Source organism: Halorientalis sp. LT38, assembly GCF_037031225.1.
In the GTDB taxonomy this organism is placed as follows: Archaea; Halobacteriota; Halobacteria; order Halobacteriales; family Haloarculaceae; genus Halorientalis; species Halorientalis halophila.
In genome coordinates this window covers 2,258,832-2,279,850 of sequence record NZ_JAYEZN010000001.1, presented here as the reverse complement: position 1 = coordinate 2,279,850, position 21,019 = coordinate 2,258,832, and the positions used below count along the sequence as shown (strand labels likewise).

Sequence of the window (21,019 nt, the reverse complement as noted above, 5' to 3'; positions counted from 1 at the left end):
GCCGGCCGCCCGCCCACGGGCGGACATGACGACACTGCGAATCGCGGACGGACGGGTGCTCCGACCCGACCACGCCGTGGAGCGGGCGGACGTCCTCGTCGACCAGGCGGCCGGCGAGATCCGCGAGGTGGGCGGGGACGTCGCGGCGGGCGACGAGGTCCTCGACGCCGACGGCGGCCTCGTGATCCCGGGCCTGGTCAACGCCCACACCCACGTCGCGATGACGCTCCTGCGGGGGTACGCGGACGACAAACCGCTCGACGCCTGGCTGCAGGAGGACATCTGGCCGGTCGAGGCCGAACTCACCCCCGAGGACGTCCGGGCGGGGGCGCGGCTGGGCATCCTGGAGATGCTCAAGTCCGGGACGACGGCCTTCGCGGACATGTACTTCCACGTCCCCGAGATCGCCGCCGCCGTCGAGGAGTCGGGGATCAGGGCCGTCCTCGGCCACACCGCGATCACCGTCGGGAAGGACGAGGAGACGGCCCGCGCGGACTGTCGGGAGAGTCTGGACGTGGCCCGTGAGCTCCAGGGGGCGGCCGACGGCCGGATCTCGACGACCTTCCAGCCCCACTCGCTGACGACCGTCGGCGAAAAGTACCTCCGGGAGTTCGTTCCCGAAGCCCGCGAGGCCGGCCTGGCGCTCACCTTCCACGCCAACGAGACGACGGGCGAGGTCGAGCCGCTGGTCGAGGAACACGGCGAGCGCCCGCTCGGATACGCCGACGACGCGGGCCTGCTAGGTGAGTCGGACTTCCTGGCCCACGGCGTCCACACGGACGCGACCGAGCACGAACTGCTGGCCGAGCGCGGGACGGCGGTGATCCACTGCCCGGCCTCGAACATGAAACTCGCGAGCGGGATGGCCCCCGTCCAGGCCATGCGCGACGCCGGCGTGACCGTCGGCCTCGGGACCGACGGCGCGGCCTCGAACAACGACCTCTCGCTGTTCGACGAGATGCGCGACGCCGCGATGCTGGGGAAACTCGCCGCCGGAGACGCCAGCGCGGTCGACGCCGACGCGGTGGTCGAGATGGCGACGCGAGGCGGCGCGGACGCGCTGGGGATCGACGCCGGCCGGATCGAGGCCGGCGCGGCCGCCGACCTCGCGGTGGTGGATCTGGACGCGCCACATCTGACGCCGGCCCACGACCTCGTGAGCCACCTCGCCTACGCGGTCACCGGATCGGACGTGCGCCACACGGTCTGTGAGGGACAGGTCCTCGTGCGTGACCGCGAGGTGACCACCCTGGACGAAGAACGGGTCCTCGCCGACGCCCGCGAGCACGCGGCGGCGCTGATCGACCGCGCGGAATCGTGATCGGCGCCCGGGAATTAAACTCCGAGATTCGTTTTTGAACGTTCTAACGGAATCTGCACTCGCCTCGTCGACCCGGTGAACCACCTGAACGAGAGTCCGGGTTTATGCCTCGGAGGCGATTTGACACGGGTGTGATGCAACTGAAACGCAACCTGTTCGCAATCGCGATGGTCGTGGCGCTGGTCGGTGCGGCCCTGGGGCCGGTGGTGGCCGCCGGCTCGCCGGCCGCCGTGGCCGGCGACGCGGCGCTCGCACAGGACGAGACCGACACGAACGAGACAGACACCAACGAGACGGAGACGAACGAGACCGAACTCGACGGTAACGAGACGGACACGAACGAGACGTCGACGAACGAAACCGAGACGAACGAGACGGACGGCAACGAGACGCAGTCGCCGTTCGGGGCGCTCGTGTCCTCGTTCGTGAACGAGACGAAGATGGAGCGCAACGACGCGAACGCGACCGAGAACGGGACGCAGGATCCCTTCGGACTGCTGGTCGCCGCGTTCGTGACGGAGAACAACCCGGGTAACGCGCCCGACCACGCGGGGCCGCCCGAGCACGCCGGTCCCGGCGGTGACAAGAACGCGTCCGAGCGCCGCGGCCCGCCCGAGGACCGCGGTCCCGACCGTGACGACGGCGACGACGCCGGGAGCGCCGGCGGCAACGGCGGCAACGGCGGCGGCCCGCCCGCGAACCCCGGTAACGGCGGCGGCCCGCCCCGATAACCGACCGACCTGACGCGAGCAGCGACTCGTTTTCCGACCCCGGCTTCGGCAGCGTTTTGAGGCTGCTGGCTAACTGTCGCACAATGACTGCGCCGATCAGCGAGCGGCTCGACGACCTCGAGACCGCGCGAACGGAGGGTCGTCGGAAGATGGACTGGGCGCGCGAACACATGCCGATTCTCGCCTCGCTCCGCGAGGAGTTCGCCGAGAGCCAGCCCTTCGCGGGCGAGGTGATCGGGATGGCGATGCACGTCGAGGCCAAGACGGCCGTGCTGGCCGAGCTGCTCGCCGACGGCGGCGCCGAGGTCGCCATCACCGGCTGCAACCCGCTCTCGACTCACGACGACGTGTCCGCGGCCCTGGACGCCCACGAGAACGTCACCTCCTACGCCGAGCGCGGCGTCGACGACGACGCCTACTACGCCGCCATGGAGGCCGTCATCGAGCACGAGCCCTCGATTACCGTGGACGACGGGATGGACCTCATCGCCGCCATCCACGAGGACTACCCCGAACTCATCGACACCATCGTCGGCGGCTGCGAGGAGACGACGACGGGCGTCCACCGCCTCCGCGCGATGGACGAGGACGGCGCCCTAGAGTACCCCGTCTTCGCCGTCAACGACACGCCGATGAAGCGGCTGTTCGACAACGTCCACGGCACCGGCGAGTCCGCCCTCGCATCCATCGCCATGACGACGAACCTCTCCTACGCCGGCAAGACCGTCGTCGTCGGCGGCTACGGCGACTGCGGCCGCGGCGTCGCCAAGAAGGCAAGCGGCCAGAACGCCCGCGTGATCGTCACCGAGGTCGACGCCCGCCGCGCCCTCGAAGCCCACATGGAGGGCTACGAGGTCATGCCCATGCAGGAAGCCGCGACGGAGGGCGACGTGTTCATCACGACGACGGGCAACCGCGACGTGATCACCCGCGAGGACTTCCAGAACATGCAGGACGGCGTCCTGCTGGCCAACGCCGGCCACTTCGACGTCGAGATCGATCTCGTGGCCCTCGAGGAGATGGCCGCGGAAGTCACCCAGCCCCGCGACGGCATCGAGGCCTACGTCATGCCCGACGGGCGCGAACTGAACGTCCTCGCCGAGGGCCGCCTCGTCAACCTCGCGACGCCCGTCGCGCTGGGCCACCCCGTCGAGGTCATGGACCAGTCCTTCGGCGTCCAGGCCGTCTGCGTCCGCGAACTGGTCGAGAGCGCGGAACGGAGTTCCGCGGAAGAATCGAGCGGCGACGAGCCGCGAGAAAGCGAGGAGTACGCGCCCGGCGTCCACGACGTGCCCGACGACCTCGACCGCGAGGTCGCGGAGATCAAACTCGCCGCCGAGGGCGTCGCCTTCGACGACCTGAGCGAGGCCCAGGCCGAGTACATGGGCTCCTGGCAGCACGGGACGTGACCAGTTAGACCGACTACCTTTTCCTCGCGGGAGCGGGACTCGGAGACATGACCGACGCCGGAGAACCGGCCACCGAGTGGGATCCAGCGAACTACGACGACGACCACGCCTACGTCCACGAGTACGGCACGAGTCTGGTCGATCTGCTCGAACCCCAACCGGGGGAGCGCGTCCTCGACATCGGTTGCGGCACCGGCCACCTGACCGCCGAGATCGACGAGGTCGTCGGTGCAGAGGGGGAGGCGGTCGGCATCGACCGCTCGGCCGAGATGGTCGACGCGGCCCGCGAGTCCTACCCCGAGATCGAGTTCCGACGCGCGGACGCCCGCTCCTTCGAGGCGCAGGGGTTCGACGCGGTCTTCTCGAACGCCGCGCTCCACTGGATTCCCGACGGGGAGCAGGACGCGGTGCTGGCGCGGGTCCGCGACGCTCTCCGCCCGGGCGGGCGCTTCGTCGCCGAGATGGGCGGGACCGGGAACGTCGAGCGGATCAGGTCGGCGACGCGCGACGCGCTCGAGGCGCGCGGCTACGACGTCACCGACCCGTGGTACTTCCCGAGCGTCGGCGAGTACGCATCGCGACTGAAGGAGGCGGGGTTCGAGGTCCGGCGGGCGGTCCTGTTCGACCGGCCGACCGAACTCGACGGGGCGAGCGGGCTGGCGGACTGGCTCGCGATGTTCGGGGACAGCGTGTTCGCCGCGGTCCCGGACGAGGAACGCGAGGCCGTCGTCGAGACTGTGGAGGACCGCCTCCGTCCGGACCTGTTCGACGGGGAGGACTGGACGGCCGACTACCGGCGACTTCGGTTCGTCGCGGTTCGCGACTGACTCACAGCGAGAGCAGCGTGAGCGCGTTGAGCGTGACCGTGAGCAACGAGATCACGGCGAATCCGGCCAGCACCAGTTCGGCCTCGCGGTCCGGCAGGACGTACCAGGCGATCACGAGCGCGACAAGGGCGGCGAATTTCAGCAGGCCGATGCCGGCGTCGCCGTAGGTGGTCAGGAACGCGCGAGCGACGCGGTTGCCCTCCTCCAGTCCCGCCGCGAGTCCGACCATCGTCGTCACCACGTCGAAGACGGCCGCGACGACGATCACCGTCCAGAGGACGGTGTGGGACTCCGGCAGGTCGCGCTCGATCCGGTCCGGCACCTGCCAGCCGTCGCTCCCGCCAGCGGATCCCGAGTCCGGTGCCATTCGCACGGACGGACGCGGAACGGCCCCTTAACCGTCGGTTTAGTGTCGGCGGGTGAGCCGACCGCGTGCGGTCGCGGCGGTCGGTTCCGGCGCGCCGCTACACGGTCACGAAGATCGCCCCGACAACGACCAGCAGCGCGCCGACGACCACACCCCGGGTCACCCGCTCGACGTCGCGGAGGAGGACGGCGGCGAAGACGGTGGTGAACAGCGGCGCCGTCGCGGCCAGCGAGTCGACGACGGCGACCCGGCCGGCATCCATCGAGAGCGCCGTGAAGAAGGAGAGCAGCGCCACGGCGGTGAGGACCCCACTCCCCGTGAAGTACTGGTAGGACGCCAGTGGCGCGTCGAGGGGATCTGTGCCCCGCGTCGCCAGCGCGTAGGCAGCCAGCGCGACGAGGGCGGCGGTCTCGTTGACCGCGACGGCCTGCAGGGGCGTCGCCGCGGTGTCCCCGAACCCGTACCGGCGGAGGACGTTCCCGGCCCCGAACACGGCCGCTGCGCTCACGGGAAAGAGCACGTCCCGGGGTCGCCACCCCGACACGTCGCCGCCCTTCGAGTAGGTCAGGACGATCAGGCCGCCGACGAGGACGACGATGCCGATCCCAGTAAGGGGGCCAAGCGGCTCGCCGAGGAAGCCCAGCGCGAGGAGGGTGGTGAACAGCGGGCGGGTGCTGATGCCGGCGCTGTTGATGCTCGCGCCGACCCGCTCGACGCCCGCGAAGACGAGGATCCGGCCCATGGCCGTGCCGAACAGCCCCGCGACGGCGAAGACGGCGACGAGTTCCGGCGTCAGCCCGGCGAAGGGATCGGGCCAGGAGGTCACGAGCAGCGCCAGCCAGTACAGCACGGTGTCGACGACGACCACGACGATGGCGGCCTGGGTCGCGCCCCCGCCGGCGTCCATCCCGCGCTTGTCGAAGATGGGGCCGAAGCCCCAGATCACGGCGGGCAACAGCGCCAGCGCGTACACGCCGAACGGCGTCCCGGTCACGAATGCACCTCGCTCGACACGACGGGGGGTCCGCACGGGCGGCCCAAGTGGCTTCCGTTCAGTTCCGCCCCGGTCCCGTCGGCCTTTTACCCCCACCCGGCCAACCGGCGGGCATGTCCTCCAACCGGAAAGGCGACAGGAGGGAGCGGGAACTCGTCAACGCGCTCGACGAGGCCGGCTTCGCGGTGATGCGCGCGCCGGCCAGCGGGAGCGCGACCGAGCGCGAGCTCCCGGACGTCCTGGCCGGTGACGGCGAGGCCTTCTACGCCGTCGAGGCCAAGTCCTCGTCGGGCGACCCCATCTATCTCGACGGCGAGGAGATCGAGGCGCTGCTCTACTTCTCGAAGAACTTCGGCGCGAAACCCCGCGTCGGCGTCCGGTTCGACCGCGAGGACTGGTACTTCTTCCACCCCGGCGACCTCTACACGACCGACGGCGGCAACTACCGGGTCAAAAAGGAGGTGGCGCTCGCCGAGGGCGTCGACTTCACCGAGTTCGTCGGCGACACGCAGAAAGTGACGCTCGCGGAAGCCGCGGCGGAGGTCGATCAGGAGGATAGCGAGGCCGACGCGGACGACGACGCCGTCCGCGACGTGCTGGCGGCGTTCGAGCGCGGGGACATCTCGATGGACGACGCCGTCGAGATGCTCTAGTCCACGATCTCGGCGTCCTCGGCCTTGCGGAGTCGCGAGTAGGGGAACGCGTAGACGCGCGGCTCGTCGGTGCGGAGTTGCTCGCCGAGGTAGACGGCCTCGACCACGGGGTCCTCGGCCGGGTAGCGGTCGTTGGTCGGGTGCTCGGCCACGGTCGTCCCGGTGGCTTCGATGACGTACTCGTCGGCCCGATCGGGAGTGAGGCGTCGGACGACCAGCGTGTCGGCGGACTCGCGGTCGACGACCACGTCGCCGTCGTCGAGTCGGCAGTCGTCACAGAGCGGAATGACGGCGGTCTCGGGGACGAACGACTCGCGGCCACAGTTGTCGCAGTCTGCGCGGCGCCGGCCCGGCGATGGGACCCGTCCCTGGGTGATCTCGATCGCCACCCGGCGGCGGTGCTTGCAGTTCGTGCCGCGGAAGTAGTAGTCGGGGCAGGTGCAGCGGCCCCCCGGGACGTCGACGGTGTAGGTGTCGTCGTGACTCTCGACGTCGTAACAGCCGCCGCCGAGCGGCGTGACGGCCATCGGTTCGATCCACGCACGGACGGTTCGCTCGTCGCAGTCCCTGAGGTCGGGCGCGAGGGCGATCTTGGAAGCTCGTGACATCGGCGATCAGGACGCTGCTGGGTTCCACCGCGTCCACCGTCCGGTAGGAGCCCGAGCTACCTAAGGGACACGCCCCACATCCCCCGTATTCGCGCGGTAGGAGTGTCCTACCCGCCATTTTCCGGCACCTCCAAGACTCCGAATTCGGGGGCTGGGGGCGGCATCGAAGGCCTTTTGCTCGGGCCGGCGAAATCGCCGGCCATGAACATAGAGCGGGAGACGGTCGTCGAAGCGGGCGTCTCGCTCGCGGCAGTCCTCGTCTTCATCGCGGCCCTCGTCGTCGTCGGGTCGACGTTCGGGACCAACGGCGATCTCTCCGGGACCGGCGGTCTCGCCGTCATCGCCTCCGTCGGTCTCTTTATCGTCGTCATGACCGCCGTCGGGTACTGGCTCTCGTTTCGGGAGTAGGGAGAGCGAGGGCGAGTGAGCGGAGCGAACGAGCCCTCGAAGCGAAACGGCGACCGAAGGGAGCCGTGGAGCCGTAAAACGAGGCCTCGTTACTCCTCGTCTTCCGCGTCCCCATCCTCACGCCAGTCCACCAGTTCGTCCTCGTCGGCTTCGTCGAGCCGGTGCTCGTAGTAGTTCAGCGGGTGGGACTCGTTGATGACGTCCTCGCAGATGTCGTCCTTGTTCACGCAGTCCCCGTAGGACTGCATAGTAGCACAGGCCGGCGCGGAGTACTCGGTGGGGCTCGACTCCCCGCGGATGTGGTCGACCTGGTAGCGGGTGGCCTCCTCGCCGAATCCCGGATTCACCTGGAAGATGTCCACGATCTCGTCGGTGGTCATCCCGATGCTGGTCAGGAAGGCGGCGATGGCGAACCGTGAGTGGTGTTCGAGGTGCTCGCCCTTCTGGACCTTGTCGAGCAGGTGGCGCATGCAGGGCGGGAACAGGTCCGGGACGACTGTGTCGATGTCCCGCGTCAGGTCCAGATCGGCCAGCGTCTCGCTGATCCGCTCGGTTTCGGCCTCGAGTTCGGTCGCGATCTCGTCGGGGACCGCGAAGGGGAGGCCGTCCTTGACGCGGCGTTCGACGGCCTGGCGGACCAGGAGGAGGAGTTCGGTCTCGTCGACGGGCACCTGTCCGTCGGCCAGCGAGCGGTTGACCAGCCGCCACTCGTCGCCCCACTGGCCGGCGGCGTGTTCGAGGTACGCGCCGACGTCGACGCGGTAGCCGCCGTCGTCCTCTGGGCTGCCGTGGACGCTGCCCGCGAGGTCGAACTCCGCGAGCAGGTCCCGGAGATCGAGTCGTTCGGTGCGCGTGCTCTGGAACGCCGCCCGGTCGTCGAGTTCTTCGGAGAAGCGCTCGTAGGCGGTCGCCGCCTCCGCGCGGGCGTACCGGCGCAGGAGGACGTGCTGGTCGACCAGCGACACCAGCACCCGAGCGACCGGGTAGGAGAGGAGTTCGACGCGGGTGCGGCGGTGGGGCTCGCCGACGGTGCCGTCGGTGATCGCCCACTCGACGCGCTCCAGCCCCCGTTCGACGACCGCCTCGTCGCTGGCCACCAGATCGGCCAGGTCGACGCCCGCGGTCTCGACGGCCTCGCGAGCGGCCGCCAGAAACGGGTACCGGGCGTGGAGCGCCTTCATCGACCCTTCGGTTGCGGCCGGGGTCGAATAAACCCGACGGTCGGCGCAGTCGGGCTAACTCGATCGGGCGAGAAGTGGCCTCAGGGATCGTGCCGGCGTTCGATCTCGGTGACGACCTGTTCGTCGTCCGTCCCGCCGTCGGAACCGAGTTCCGACGAGGTCCCGATCACGTCGTTCACGGGACCGCCGTCCGCGAGTTTCGAGCGGTACTCCTGCAACTCGGCGGGCGTCACCTCGACGCGGCGGGTCTCGCCGCCCTTCTCGATCTCGAGGGTGACGGTCCCGTGGGGGTCGTTTCGCCGCCGGAAGTTCGCGACGGCGACGAAGACGTACCAGAGGGCGACGAAGGCGCCCAGGAAGTAGACCACGGCCGTCTCGAAGACGAGCGGGTCGGCGGCGTGGAACCAGCGCGCGGGGTAGGCGACGGAGAACAGGTACACGCCGGCGAGGGCGACGAGCGATCCGGCGACGACGCCGACCTGCTGGCGGCGCTCGGAGGGCAACACCGCGACGACGCCGAGGAGGACGGCCGGGCCGCCCAGCCCCGCGAGGACGCCGCCGAGGTGTTTCGCCGCGATGGGATCTTCGGCCCCGAGGAGGGCACCGAGCGGCGTCGTCACCACGAGCAGCGCGGTCACGAGCGCCGCGGCACCGGCGAGCGAGACGGCCGCACCGAGGGCGATCCGTCGCGGATCGCGCTTCCCGCGGTCCCGTCGGTCGGTGTAGGCCTCCGAGAGGCTCGGCATGGGCGGCTATTGTCCGTCCTCGTACAAAACGATACGTCAGACGCGCGTGTGACGGGCGGTCGGTGAGCGGGCAGTGGGCTAGCAAGAGGCGGACAGTGGGCGGTCGAGGGACGGGACCGGTTACCGGCGACCGAAGATGCGTTCGCGCAGGCCCCAGCCGCCCTTGCGCTCTGTGAGCAGGACGGAGCAGTCGACGTCGTCGACGACGTCCATGTGCAGCGAGTCGGCGACCAGCCGCGAGAGCAGCCCCCGTTCGGTCGCGCCCATGATGACGAGCGTGGCGTCGACGGCCGCGTTCTCGATGGCCGTCTCCACGTCGCCGGAGTCGTCGACCGTCATCGTCGCCCCGCCCAGGTCCTGTTCGACGGCCCAGTCGGAGAGGAACTGCTCGCCGGCCTCGCGCTCGTCGGGCCCGTCGACGACGTGCAGCAGTTCCACCTCGGCCCCGGAGATCGACTGGAGGGTCCGGGCGACGGCGGCACTCAGCTCGCAGTTGGGGCCGCCGTCGGTCGGCAGGAGGACGTGCGAGGTGTCGAGTCCGCGGTCTTTGAGGACCAGGAAGTCGCTCGGGAGGCGGCGAGTGAGGTCGCTCAGCGACCGGTCGGAGCGGGCCGCGCTCCAGAGGCGGTCCTCGCTCCAGCCCATCACGACGGTGTCCCCGTCCTTGCGGCGGACGATGTCGAAGATCTCCTCGAACGAGCGGTGGGAGACGACCGTCGACGTCTCGAAGCCGACGTCGTAGTCCGCGCCGGTCTCGTGAAGCGGTTCCAGGAGGCTCTCCGACTCCTCGATGATCCGCCGTCGCCGGGACCCGCGGTAGCCCCGGACGGGCCGGTCGGGTTTCTGGATGATGTGGACGACGTGGACGGTCGCTTTCTCGTGTTCGCTGGCGAGCACGCAGCCCAGTTCCACGAGGTGGGCCTCGGTCCGGGGGTTGGCGATGGGGACGACCACCCGGTGGTGGTCGCCGTTCTCCACCGGGCCTTCGGCCGTGTCGATCAGGGGGACGTACGACCGGCCGACGAAGCCGCCGAACAGCCACTCGCGGATCGAGAGCTGTCGGCTCGCACCCTCGAACCGGGCCGATTCGAGCCGGTGTTCGGTCGTCTGGAAGTAGTTGACGATGGTCACCAGGACCACGCCGCCGACGGTGTTGCCCAGCAGGACCGGGAGGACGAACTCGACCATCCCGGTCGTCAGGAGCAGTTCCCCGTGCAGGACGAGGTAGATCGTCTCCGTAAAGGAGACGACGGAGTGAAAGAGGCCGCCGAGCGGAATCGCGAGGAAGGCCAGGTAGATGACCACGAGCCGGGAGATGGTGTCGCGGGCGGCGTACTCCACCCAGACGACGCCGGCGACGATCAGCCCGGCGAAGGCGGCCTTCGAGAACAGCGGCCACCAGGCCGTCTCGACGCCCTTCATCGAGAGCGAGATGGCCGTCGCCGCCACCTCGTCGGAAAAGACGCCGCCGTAGACGAGCGCCACCGCACCGAGGGCCCCGCCCGCGAAGTTCCCGGCGAGGACGACGAGCCAGTTGCGCAACATCGCCGGAATAGAGGCCAGCCGTTCGAGCGTCAGCGCCACCGGCGGGAGCGTGTTCTCGGTGTACAGTTGATAGCCGCCGATGATGATGTAGATGAACCCGAGCGGGTAGAGCATCACGCTCAACACCGTGTCGCCGCCGGTCGAGGCCGTCAGCGACGCGTAGAGCAGGAACGTGATGGTGATGGCGAACCCGCCGGCGAGCGCGCTGAAGAACAGTTCGCGGCTGCCAGAGGTGATCTCCTCGTCGGCCGCCGCGATGATGCGCTGGAACACCTCGTCCGTCGAGAAGCGGTCGCGGACCACCCGCCCGACGGCGGGAGCGCCGCTCCGGGACCGTTCGACCGCCTCGCGGACGGACTCCTCGGGGTCTGGCTCGATCGGCTGCTCACCGTCGTCTGGCTCACGCATGACAGGTACGTACTCGGATACGAGAAGGGAGCACTGAGATGAAAAGGGCTGTGGTCAGCCCGTCGTCACTCGCTCTGGATGCGGGGTGCGAGCATGTACGTCACCGTCCCGTCGCCCTCGGCGATGTCGAAGTGCATCTTGACGGGGAACTCCTCGCCAAGTTCCATCTCGACCTCGGCGTCTTTCGGGATGGCCTTGTTCATGTCCTTCAGATAGTCCAGCGAGAACAGCGAGCGGGCGTCGCCGGCCACGAGGTCGATCAGTTCGTCCCGGCCCAGTTCGAAGTGGACGTCGTCGGTGTCGCCCTCGGCGTCGACGTAGAAGACCTCCTCGTCGGCGTTGACGCCGAGCGCGATGTGATCGGAGACCATGTCCGCGGCGGTGACCGCCCGGTTGATGTCCTTGCCCTCGAGGACGACCGTCGCGGGCAGGTCCAGGTCGGGCAGGTCCGGTTCCTGGCGGATGGAGTCGGGGTCGATCAGCGCCAGGGTCCCTTCGAGCCCGTCGATCTGGACGTGGAGCTTCCGGGTCTCCTCGTCGAGTTCCAGCTGGATGAGCTGGCCGGCGTCGGCCATGCCGGCGAACTCCTCGAGCCGCGAGAGGTTGACGCCGATGACCCCGCCGTCGGTCTCGTAGGACTCGAAAGCCGAGGCGTCGAGTCGCAGGTCGACCATCCCGACGTTGGCCGGGTCGACCGCCCGGATCTCGATGCCCTCGTCCGTGAGGTGGATCTTGCACTCGTCCACCAGGACGCTCACGGAGTCGAGCGTCGCCCGGAGCGTGTCTGCACTCACGATGGCGTTGAACATCTTGACCCGGGCTACGCCCCCATCTCTTAAAAAGTCCCGTCTTTCCGTTCCCCCTCGCCGGGTCGCTGCCGGACGCTCCGGGACGCAGGCCGGGATGCTGAGGGGTGGTGTCGGGCGGTCTGGACTGGTTCCCAGTCGGTCACGACTCCGTGCGCCTTCCCCCAGGGGAAGCGAGGGTTTAGGCGTGCCAGCGGTGGACGATGACCGATGGCACGGCACACGGAAGGCGACCCCGCGGTCTCCCGCAGGACCGTCCTCGCCGGCCTCGGCGCGACAGTCGGGCTGGCGGGCGCGACCGGGTCCGCGCTCGGGCAAGACGAGGGCGTCACAGCCCGCGCCGCGCTGCCCCAGACCCAGGAGTACCAGGTCGAGAGCCTCCCCGGCTACTTCATCCACGTCGATCCCGACCCCGACCCGGTCCAGGCCCCGCTGGCCGAGGAGTGCGAGTACGCCAACTGGCCCCGGGAGGAGACGATGGCCTACGAGGTCCTGCTGATCGACCGCAAGGACGACGACCACTGGTCGACGGAGACGGCGATGTACGTCCCGGACGATCGGTCCGTTCCCGCCGGCGGGTTGTACGTCATCAACGACGTCGAACGCTGCGCCGGGAGCTACGTCGGGGTCGAGGTCGAAGAGATGGTCGCCGACGTCTCCGTCCTCGGCGAGGTCGCGGGGAACGTGGATGCCGGCGCGGCCGAGGATCGGCCCGAGACGACCCAGACCGGGGGCGACGGCACGGGCTTCGGTCTCCTCGCCGGCCTGTCGGGACTGGCCGGTGCCGGCGCGCTCGCCCGCTGGCGCGACCGACGCGAGTGACGGGATCGCGGCGGTCGCGTCCGAAACGACCCCGGGAGTTTCGTGTGCGGCCGCCGATGGGTCGGTATGAGCGACCAGTCCTCACACGAACTGATGGAGTCCTACGTCGACCTGGCCGCCGAGGAGGCCAGGTACCGCCGGGCGAAAGCGGACGTGCTCGAGGACGTCGGCGACCGACTGGCCGAGGGCGTCGAAGACGCGGTCGACGAGGCGGGCGTCAACGTCGAGGTCGTCCACACGTCGAAGGACGGGAGCCTCCAGACGCTCGCTGCGCGACTGGACAGCGCGGCGCTCGTCGCGGCGCTGAACGACCACCTGCCCGACGGCTTCGTCGTCGAGCACGTCAACGACGACGGGACCCTGACGGTCCAGTGGGAGGAACGCGAGACGGTCAGGGACCGCCGCCACGACGGCGCCGTCCTGAAGGCCATCGTCGCCGAGGAGACCGTGCTGGACGCCGACGGCCTCGTCGATGAGGTCCCGACCCGCGAGCGGGTACTCTCCCGCGCGGTCGAACTCGGCGTCCCCGAGGAGGCGGCGGCGGACCGACTGGCCCGGCTGGCGGACCTCGACGTGGTCGACCTCTCCGACGGGAAGGTCTACCCCGACTCGAACTTCTCGAAGTTCTGAGCGTGGCCGAACGACACCGGTAAACGGCTCGGCGGGTAATCCTCGGCAATCAGATGACGGGGAAAGACGAGTACTACAACCGGGCCAAACAGGAGGGGTATCGCTCCCGGTCGGCCTACAAGCTGAAGCAACTCGACCGGACGGCGAACCTGCTCGACGAGGGCGCGACCGTCGTGGACCTCGGGGCCGCCCCCGGCGGCTGGCTCCAGGTGGCGAAACAGGAGGTCGGCGAGGCCGGCACCGTCGTCGGCGTCGACCGCCAGCGCATCGATTCCCTCGACGGCGTCCAGACCGTGCGGGGCGACATGACCGACGAGGATACCAAGGACGAAGTGCGCGACGTCGTCGGGGAGGCGGACGTGGTCCTCTCGGACATGGCGCCGAACATGACCGGCGAGTACGACCTCGATCACGCTCGCTCCGTCCACCTCGTCCGGCAGGCGCTGGAGGTGGCGCTCGACCTGCTGGGTCCCGGCGGGGACTTCGTGGCCAAGGTCTTCGACGGCCAGGACCTCGCAGACCTGAAAGCCGAGATCGAACCCGAGTTCGAGTACGTCCGCGAGGTCCGCCCCGAGGCGTCCCGCGACGCCTCTTCAGAGCTGTTTCTGGTGGGCAAGGGTCGGCTCACCGCGCCGGTCGAGGAAGGCGAGACGGTGACGGTCGAGATCGTCGACACCGGCCACGAGGGAGACGGCATCGCGAAGGTCGAGGGCTACACCCTGTTCGTCTCGGGCGCCGAAGAAGGCGAGACGGTCGACGTCCGCGTCGACGACGTGAAACCGAGCTACTCGTTCGGCCAGCGAGTCGAGTGAGTTACTGCGGTTCGCCGGTGGGCGCCTCGGCGGCCCGGTCGCGCGAGCGGGCGAAGCCGACGACGGCGTAGACGAAGGGCGTGTCAACGACGGCGATCAGGAGTTTCAGGAGGTACTGGCCGACGATCAGCCCGGCGACCGCGCCGAGGGGGAGCGCGACGCCGACGCCCAGAACCTGCGGGACGAGCAGGAACCCGAGCGTGACGAAGATGACCGTGTCGATGAGCTGGCTCGAGGCGGTCGAGGCGACGTTGCGCAGCCAGAGGCTGTCGCCGTCGGTCAGCTCGCGCAGGCGGTGGAAGACGAGCACGTCCCAGTTCTGCGAGACGACGTAGGCCGCGAGGCTGGCGATCACGATGTTCGTGCTGGAACCGAGCACCTGCCGGAACGTGGTCGGGTCGATGCTCGTCGGGGCGGCGGGCGCGAGGATGGTGCTCCAGACCAGCGCGAGCAGGACGAAGTTCATCGCGAAGGCGACGTTGACGAGCACCTGCGCGGCCCGCTTGCCGTACAGTTCGGCGTAGCAGTCCGAGGCGAAGAAGGTCAGGGCGTACGCCAGCGCGGCCCCCGGGAGCGACAGCGTCGCGCCCGTCACCGGCAGGGCGACGGGCAGCGAGAAGGCGAGCACCTTCGAGGCGGTCAGCTGGGCGGTCACCAGCGCCGTGACGAACAGCGCGATCAGGGCGACCTGGACGGGCGCCAGGGCGGCGGTCCGGTTACTCGTCATCGAGTCGCCCCTGTCGCTGGTCGATGTCGTCCAGCTGGTCCAGCGTCTTCCGGATCGACGCCCGGATGGCTTCGCTGCGGTTGACGAACTTCCCGTCCGTGCCGACGTGGTCGTCGAGGTCCTGCAGTAGCTCCGCGGGCACCTCGACGCTTATCTTGGGCATACCCGGGTATTATTGGAACCCCGGCTTAACGGTTTCCCACCCGGTCAGGCCCCTCCGAGTGGGCCGTCGGCGAGTTTCATCAGCGAGACGTTGCCGTCCTGGTCGAGCGTGATGCGGTAGCCGTAGTAGGAGAACTCGAGCCGGGCCTGGGCCTCGGGGGACGGGGGGTTCTCGTACATGTGACTGACGAGGTGGTCGATCCGGTCGTAGATCGGCGGCAACTCGGTCACGTCGACCCCCTCGACGTCCGCGATCAGCCGCAGGAGCCGGTAGTCGGCGTCCTCCGGTTCGGGTTCGATCTTCCGATGATAGATCCGTTCCTCCCCCTCGCGACGGCCGGTCGCCTCCTCGTCTCCCATATCGTCGGATACTCTGCCCCACTGGAAAGTCCAATCGACAGGCTGGGTGCGCGCTGGTTGCGAGGGAGAGCCGATCGATTGCGAGTCGCGGGAGGTCGAACCGTTGTCGAACCGTCTAGTCCGCGCTCGCGTCCGCGGGCCGGGGCCGACCTCGGCGCCCGCCCAGGGTGATCAGCCACAGGAGCCCAAGCCCGACGAGGAAGGCCAGGGCGGCGGGGACGGCCATGAGCAACATGGTGAACACGCCCCGGGGCGAGATGAACGCGGCGAGGGCGAACATCCCGACGACGACCTGGCGCCAGTACTTGCGCTGGGTGTGGAAGGAGGCGACGCCGCCGACGTGGAACAGCGCCATCGAGACGGGGATCTCCATGAGCAGGCCGATCCCCACGGTCGTGTAGATGACCAGCCAGCCGAAGTTGTTGATCCGGTAGGCGATGATCATGTTGGCGTTGATCGAGTCGGCGGCCAGCCAGGAGATGACGGAGGGCGCGACGTAGAGGAAACCGATCGCGCTCCCCAGGACGATCCCGACGATCAGCGACCCGCCCCAGACCAGCATCACCCGGGGGTCGCCGCGGACCCAGCCCCGCTCCTTCATCGACGGCCAGGCGTAGTACAGCACCAGCGGGAGCACCGTGACGATGGCCAACAGCGTCGAGAACTTGATCTCGAAGATGAGCGCCTCGACCGGGTGGAGCGTGACGATGTCGACGCTCGCGTCTATGCCGCCGGGCATCTGCCTGAAGAAGACGTCCTTGATCTTCCGAATGCCGCCCGAGTAGAGCCAGATGAACGACCCGCCCATCACGAGCATGAACAGGCCCACGATCCGGAAGGCCTTCGAGGTCAGCGAGTCGACGATGAACGCGACGTCGTAGTAGTAGCCGCCGATGTCCTCCTCGGTGGTCTCGTCCTCGGTGAACGCGTCGACCATCCCGGCGGCCGTCTGTTTCGCCGTCCCGCTCTCCTCCTCGGCCTCGGTCGTGGGGGCCTCGCCGGACTCGTCGGTCTCCGCGGCGCGCTCCTCGCGGGCTTCGAGTCGCGCCTGGATCTCGTCGAAGCGGTCGAGGATCGCCTCGGCCTTCGCGGGCTGCTCGTCGTCCATCGCCGCGCGGGCTTTCGCGACGGCCTCGTCCTCCGAGAGCTCCTCGAAGACTTCCGGCGGGGCCGCGCGCACGCCGCCGACGTCGAGGTTCGCGAGGTCGATCTCGGCAGGCGACCCGGCACTGGCCGGCGCGGGACCGGTCACGCCCTGGTCGGCGTCGCCGAGGGCTCGCGAGAGCAAGAGGAGCAGGGCGACCCCGGCGGAGAGCAGGGCGACGACGACCCCGACCAGTCCCGTCGCGATTTCCACTGGGAGGCCGAAGAAACCGGGCTGGGCGAGGCGGAACGAGGACTCGACGGGGACCGAGGCGATGAGTCCGTTGGCGGCCTCGACGCCGCCGCGGGTGTAGAAGCCGTAGACGGCGACGAAGGCGACGAAGGCGACGCCGGCCAGCAGGTTCCAGTGGTCGCGGGCGACGCCCGGCGCGTCCACCTCGCTCCCGCTCCGTTTGGCGACGACGACGATCCGCGTCAGCTGGAGCGAGAAGGCATAGAGGACGATCAGCGGGATCGCCCACATGATCTGCGTGAACGGCTCGGGCGGGGAGAAGAGCGCGCCGAAGACGAAGATGCCGACCACTGCGTGGCGCCACTTGTCCCGAAAGGTCTCGTAGGGGACGATCCCGGTGTAGGCGAGCCCGCTCATCGCCAGGGGCAACTGGGCCGCCAGGCCGAAGGAGACGGTCAGCATGAAGATGAACTCCGCCCACTTGACGATGGAGTAGGTGGGCTGGAACCCGACGTTGTAGGCGTTGGTCGCCAGGAACTCGAACATGATGGGGAAAAACAGGAAGTAGGCGTAGGAGATACCGACGGCCGACAGGCCGAGGGCGAGCAATCCGATGGCGGCGACCTTCCAGCGGGCGACGCGTTCGCCCGGCCAGAGGCCGCGTTCGCGGAGGCCGTCCCGGGAGTACCAGACGAACAGCGGGATGGCGAGGATCAGGCCGACGGCGAGGCCGATCTTCACCTGCAACAGGATCACGTCGAAGGGCGTCCGCGCGACGATGACGACCTCGTCTGCGACTTCCGGGCCGAGGCGGGAGAGCATGTCGCGTTTCAGGATCGTCCAGCCGAACTCCCGGAGGCCGTAGATGGTCCCCATCAGGCCGAGGACGGCGACGATGAACACCTTCTGGAGGTGTGACTGTGCGGACGACAGCATCGCGCCCACGGTCTCGCGCCCGCTCTGGACGGCGCGGCGGGTGTCCTCGTCGACGGCCCCGGACATTATCGTCCGTGGGTTGCCCGCTCGCAGTTATCAACCTTTTCGATGCGCGCGGCCGCGACCTCCGCCGCGCCGGCCGGCGCCGGGAAAAGAAAGTTTACAACGGGCCATCGGCTATCCCCGCCCACATGAGCGACGGCGAACCGGGGCTCTACTCCGAGATGGACATCGAGGGCCCCGACCGCCCGGAACCCGATCCGACCCCCGGCGGGGAACCCCCCGGCGCGGGGACGGGGACCGGGACGCCGGGTGCCCCCGACGACGAGGAGATGCCGCTGACGGAGCACATCGAGGAGATGGTTCACCGCCTCGGCGTCGTCGCCGTCGCGATGGCCGTCGTCGCCGGCATCGCCTTTCCCTTCGCCGACCGCCTGATCGAGTTCCTCTGGTTCTCCTTCCTCCCCGCGACGGCCTCGCAGTGTCCGCCGCCCGGCGGGACCGTCACCACCTCTTCGGCCTGCCCGCGGGTCTACCACCCGCTGGCGCTGATGGTCGCCCGGCTGAAGGTCGCCACGCTGGCCGGGTTCATCGTCGCCCTCCCCCTGTTCGTCTACGAGACCTACCTGTTCATGCGGCCCGGGCTCTACCCCCGCGAACGGAAGTACTACCTCGCGGCCGTCCCGACGAGCCTGATCCTCGCGGGCGTGGGCGTCTCCTTCGCCTTCTTCCTCGTCCTGCCGGCCATCTTCACGTACTTCCTCTACTACTCAGAGAGCGCGGCCGTCATCGCCTTCGGGCTGAGCGAGACGTTCAACCTGATGGTGATGATGCTCGGCCTCTTCGCCTTCATCTTCCAGATCCCACTGTTCGTCATGCTCGCGATCATGATGGGCGTCACGACCCGCCGGTGGCTCGAGTCCCGCCGCCTCTACTTCTGGGGCGGGTTCCTCACCCTGGCGTTCTTCTTCAGCCCCGACCCGACCGGCATGGCCCCCATCCTGGTCGCGCTGACGATGGTGGTCCTCTTCGAGGGGACGCTGGCCCTGCTCCGGTGGACCGGCGCAGACGCCCACACCTCCGCCGTCGAGCAGGCCGCCTCGCTGCGCCCGCTCGTCTACACTCTCACCGCGGCCGCCGGCTACGTCGCCGGCCCGGCCCCCATGCCGGCGGGCTACTACGGCAGCCTCCCGCAGGTCTTCGTCGACGCGCTGGCCTATCTCGGCCTGACCTCGGCGACGCCGGTCGTCGTCGGCCTCTCGGTGATCGCCGTCTTCGAGGGTCTCAACTACCTGCTCCGCCGGTACGACGCGCCCCGGCGGCTCCGCCGGGCGCTGGCCCGGATCCGGGTCCCGGTCTGGCTCGGCGCGGTGGCGGCCGGCTACCTGGCCAGCCCGGACCCGCGCCTGCTCGCTGACCTGGACGTGACCCTGCTCTCCACGGTCGAGATGGCCGTCGCCGTCGCCGCGGTCCTGGCGGTGTACGAGGGCGGCCTGGCGCTCTGGCGCTGGCGGCGCGCCGCGTAGAAACCCGAAGCTCTTTTCGGCGGCCGTCGAACCCACTGGCGATGACTACGGTCGTGGCGCTCCGGCACGGCGAGACCGAGTGGAACCGCGAGGGACGCATCCAGGGGTGGGCGGCCTCGCCGCTGAACGACCGCGGCCGCCGCCAGGCCCGCGCCGCCGGCCGCCACCTCGCCGACGCGTACGACTTCGATCGAATCCTCGCCTCCGACCTCCGGCGCACCCGCGAGACCACGGCCCAGCTCCGGGACGTCGGGCCCTTTCCCGAACCCGAGTTCACGAGGGGCTGGCGCGAGCGCTCCTTCGGCGAGTTCCAGGGCCTCACCTACGAGCAGGTCTTCGGCGAGTTCCCCGAACACCGCGGCTCCATTGGGATGCTCGGCCTGGAGAGTTGCCCCACCGGCGGGGAGAGCCTCCTGCAGGCCCGCGAGCGCGTCCTGGTGGCGTGGGACGACCTGCTGGAACAGGCCGGCCCGGACGAGGAAGTGCTGGTGGTGACCCACGGCGGCCCGATCTACGTCCTGCTCGCGCACGTTCGTGGGACGGACCTGCCGACGGCGATCTCGACGCTCTCACAGCGCAACTGCGCGGTGAACGAACTGCGGTACGACGACGAGACCGGCGAGACCGACGTGGTGCGGGAGAACGAAGTCGAGGATCGGGAACTGGACACGGTGGAGTGACGGCGCGAGCGCGCCGATCGCTCACTCGCTCGTCGGGTAGTCCGTACTGAACACGTCCTCGACCAGCGGTTCGTCGTCGTCCTCCTCGTCCGGGCTGACGCTCCCGGTCTGGTAGCCGTGGAGGTCGAGCGTGACGTGCTCGAAGCCGAGGTCGCCGATGTGGTCGCGAGCGGCCCGGACGAAGTCGGGGTCCAGCGCCACGTCGAGTTCGTCTTCGGCGACCTCGATGCGGGCGAGATCGTCGTGGTCGCGCACGCGGAACTGCTCGAAGCCCCAGGTCCGCAGGAGCCGTTCGGCCTTCTCGATGCGCGAGAGGCGTTCCTCGGTGACTTCCAGGCCCGTCGGGATCCGCGAGGAGAGACAGGCCATGGAGGGCTTGTCCGCGACCGAGAGGTCGTAGCGGCGGGCGATCTCCCTGACTTCGGGTTTCGTGATGCCGTGTTCCAACAGGGGGGAGTAGGCGTTCAGTTCCTCGACGGCCCGGAGGCCGGGACGGTGGCCCTCGCCGGGGTCGGAGGCGTTGGTGCCGTCGCAGACCACGTCGATTCCCTGGTCGCGCGCCTCGTCGAACATCGCCGAGAGGCGCATCGACCGGCAGTGATAGCAGCGGTCGCCGTCGTTCGCGACGAAATCTGAACTGTCGAGTTCGGAGAACTCCACGATCTCGTGGCGGATGCCGATCTCGTCGGTGACCTGGTTCGCGTCCTCGAGTTCCGCGGCGGGGAGGGTCTCGCTCTTTGCCGTACAGGCGACGGCGTCGGCGCCGAGTGCGTCGTGGGCGAGGGCGGCGACGACGCTCGAGTCCACGCCGCCCGAGAAGGCGACCAGGACGGCTTCCCGGTCGGCCAGGTCCTCGCGGACGGCCGCGACTTTCTCCGAAACCGCGTCCGCGTCGACCTGCGTGTCCTCTGCAGCCATGGCCCCGACTTTGCGATCCCACAGCAAAAGCCCCTCGTCTCGCGATCGGCAGCCTGGGGCCTAAATTGCCGGCGCGAAGCGGCAGGAATATACCGGCCGGACGCTG

Annotated in this window: 23 protein-coding genes; 11 read left to right on the top strand and 12 right to left on the bottom strand. The window is 69.4% G+C overall.

Going from position 1 to position 21,019, the window contains the following annotated elements; genetic code table 11:
- Positions 1-25: 25 nt before the first annotated feature.
- From U5918_RS11735 to U5918_RS11720, 4 genes are all read left to right on the top strand, one after another.
- The gene (locus tag U5918_RS11735; RefSeq protein WP_336001547.1) at positions 26-1,321 is read left to right on the top strand and encodes an amidohydrolase; all 1,296 of its coding nucleotides are present in this window, start codon (positions 26-28) and stop codon (positions 1,319-1,321) included.
- A gap of 134 nt (positions 1,322-1,455) precedes the next feature.
- Positions 1,456-2,052, top strand: a complete 597-nt coding sequence (locus tag U5918_RS11730) for a hypothetical protein (protein ID WP_336001546.1) — start codon at positions 1,456-1,458, stop codon at positions 2,050-2,052.
- An 83-nt stretch (positions 2,053-2,135) separates the two neighbouring features.
- Positions 2,136-3,461, top strand: a complete 1,326-nt coding sequence (locus U5918_RS11725; RefSeq protein WP_336001545.1) for an adenosylhomocysteinase — start codon at positions 2,136-2,138, stop codon at positions 3,459-3,461.
- Between the two features lie 47 nt (positions 3,462-3,508).
- Complete coding sequence (locus U5918_RS11720; RefSeq protein ID WP_336001544.1) at positions 3,509-4,288, top strand: methyltransferase domain-containing protein; 780 nt, start codon at positions 3,509-3,511, stop codon at positions 4,286-4,288.
- A gap of 1 nt (position 4,289) precedes the next feature.
- Here the strand turns inward: U5918_RS11720 and U5918_RS11715 are convergent, their stop codons facing one another.
- Complete coding sequence (locus U5918_RS11715) at positions 4,290-4,655, bottom strand: DUF5658 family protein (RefSeq protein ID WP_336001543.1); 366 nt, start codon at positions 4,653-4,655, stop codon at positions 4,290-4,292.
- Positions 4,656-4,752: 97 nt separating this feature from the next.
- Entirely contained in the window at positions 4,753-5,649 is an 897-nt protein-coding gene (locus U5918_RS11710) for an EamA family transporter (RefSeq protein ID WP_336001542.1), read from the bottom strand.
- A gap of 113 nt (positions 5,650-5,762) precedes the next feature.
- Here U5918_RS11710 and hjc point away from each other — a divergent pair, with 113 nt between their 5' ends.
- Positions 5,763-6,302, top strand: a complete 540-nt coding sequence (gene hjc, locus U5918_RS11705) for a Holliday junction resolvase Hjc (protein WP_336001541.1) — start codon at positions 5,763-5,765, stop codon at positions 6,300-6,302.
- Here hjc and U5918_RS11700 read toward each other — a convergent pair.
- On the bottom strand, positions 6,299-6,910 hold the full coding sequence (locus U5918_RS11700; RefSeq protein ID WP_336001540.1) for an SWIM zinc finger family protein: 612 nt from the start codon (positions 6,908-6,910) through the stop codon (positions 6,299-6,301). The genes hjc and U5918_RS11700 overlap by 4 nt on opposite strands.
- 201 nt (positions 6,911-7,111) lie before the next feature.
- Here U5918_RS11700 and U5918_RS11695 point away from each other — a divergent pair, with 201 nt between their 5' ends.
- Complete coding sequence (locus U5918_RS11695; RefSeq protein ID WP_336001539.1) at positions 7,112-7,318, top strand: DUF7472 family protein; 207 nt, start codon at positions 7,112-7,114, stop codon at positions 7,316-7,318.
- Positions 7,319-7,407: 89 nt separating this feature from the next.
- Here U5918_RS11695 and priL read toward each other — a convergent pair whose 3' ends face one another.
- The 4 genes from priL to U5918_RS11675 form a co-directional block, all read right to left on the bottom strand.
- Positions 7,408-8,499 (bottom strand): DNA primase regulatory subunit PriL, encoded by a 1,092-nt coding sequence (gene priL / locus U5918_RS11690; protein WP_336001538.1) that lies wholly within the window; start codon positions 8,497-8,499, stop codon positions 7,408-7,410.
- A gap of 80 nt (positions 8,500-8,579) precedes the next feature.
- Positions 8,580-9,245 carry a cell division protein CdpA domain-containing protein gene (locus U5918_RS11685; protein ID WP_336001537.1) on the bottom strand — a complete coding sequence of 222 codons (666 nt, stop codon included), beginning with the start codon at positions 9,243-9,245 and terminating at the stop codon, positions 8,580-8,582.
- Positions 9,246-9,365: 120 nt separating this feature from the next.
- Entirely contained in the window at positions 9,366-11,198 is a 1,833-nt protein-coding gene (locus U5918_RS11680) for a formate/nitrite transporter family protein (RefSeq protein WP_336001536.1), read from the bottom strand.
- A gap of 65 nt (positions 11,199-11,263) precedes the next feature.
- Positions 11,264-12,007 carry a DNA polymerase sliding clamp gene (locus tag U5918_RS11675; RefSeq protein ID WP_336001535.1) on the bottom strand — a complete coding sequence of 248 codons (744 nt, stop codon included), beginning with the start codon at positions 12,005-12,007 and terminating at the stop codon, positions 11,264-11,266.
- Between the two features lie 207 nt (positions 12,008-12,214).
- On the opposite strand from U5918_RS11675, the gene U5918_RS11670 reads away from it, so the two are divergent.
- From U5918_RS11670 to U5918_RS11660, 3 genes are all read left to right on the top strand, one after another.
- The gene (locus U5918_RS11670; protein ID WP_336001534.1) at positions 12,215-12,826 is read left to right on the top strand and encodes a hypothetical protein; all 612 of its coding nucleotides are present in this window, start codon (positions 12,215-12,217) and stop codon (positions 12,824-12,826) included.
- A gap of 66 nt (positions 12,827-12,892) precedes the next feature.
- Entirely contained in the window at positions 12,893-13,456 is a 564-nt protein-coding gene (locus U5918_RS11665) for a hypothetical protein (RefSeq protein ID WP_336001533.1), read from the top strand.
- A 53-nt stretch (positions 13,457-13,509) separates the two neighbouring features.
- Positions 13,510-14,268 carry a 23S rRNA (uridine(2552)-2'-O)-methyltransferase gene (locus U5918_RS11660; protein WP_336001532.1) on the top strand — a complete coding sequence of 253 codons (759 nt, stop codon included), beginning with the start codon at positions 13,510-13,512 and terminating at the stop codon, positions 14,266-14,268.
- Position 14,269: 1 nt separating this feature from the next.
- On the opposite strand, the gene U5918_RS11655 is transcribed toward U5918_RS11660, so the two are convergent.
- The 4 genes from U5918_RS11655 to U5918_RS11640 all read right to left on the bottom strand — a co-directional run bounded on the left by U5918_RS11655 (position 14,270) and on the right by U5918_RS11640 (position 17,855).
- The gene (locus U5918_RS11655; RefSeq protein ID WP_336001531.1) at positions 14,270-14,995 is read right to left on the bottom strand and encodes a queuosine precursor transporter; all 726 of its coding nucleotides are present in this window, start codon (positions 14,993-14,995) and stop codon (positions 14,270-14,272) included.
- Entirely contained in the window at positions 14,985-15,158 is a 174-nt protein-coding gene (locus U5918_RS11650; protein WP_336001530.1) for a ribbon-helix-helix domain-containing protein, read from the bottom strand. The genes U5918_RS11655 and U5918_RS11650 overlap by 11 nt, the downstream gene beginning before the upstream one ends.
- Positions 15,159-15,202: 44 nt before the next feature.
- Entirely contained in the window at positions 15,203-15,517 is a 315-nt protein-coding gene (locus tag U5918_RS11645) for a HalOD1 output domain-containing protein (protein ID WP_336001529.1), read from the bottom strand.
- A gap of 115 nt (positions 15,518-15,632) precedes the next feature.
- Entirely contained in the window at positions 15,633-17,855 is a 2,223-nt protein-coding gene (locus tag U5918_RS11640) for a twin-arginine translocase subunit TatC (protein ID WP_336001528.1), read from the bottom strand.
- A gap of 125 nt (positions 17,856-17,980) precedes the next feature.
- Here U5918_RS11640 and tatC point away from each other — a divergent pair, with 125 nt between their 5' ends.
- Positions 17,981-19,315, top strand: a complete 1,335-nt coding sequence (gene tatC, locus U5918_RS11635; RefSeq protein ID WP_336001527.1) for a twin-arginine translocase subunit TatC — start codon at positions 17,981-17,983, stop codon at positions 19,313-19,315.
- Between the two features lie 41 nt (positions 19,316-19,356).
- Positions 19,357-19,995 carry a histidine phosphatase family protein gene (locus U5918_RS11630; RefSeq protein WP_336001526.1) on the top strand — a complete coding sequence of 213 codons (639 nt, stop codon included), beginning with the start codon at positions 19,357-19,359 and terminating at the stop codon, positions 19,993-19,995.
- 21 nt (positions 19,996-20,016) lie between these two features.
- Here the strand turns inward: U5918_RS11630 and larE are convergent, their stop codons facing one another.
- On the bottom strand, positions 20,017-20,913 hold the full coding sequence (larE, locus tag U5918_RS11625) for an ATP-dependent sacrificial sulfur transferase LarE (protein WP_336001525.1): 897 nt from the start codon (positions 20,911-20,913) through the stop codon (positions 20,017-20,019).
- Positions 20,914-21,019 lie beyond the last annotated feature (106 nt).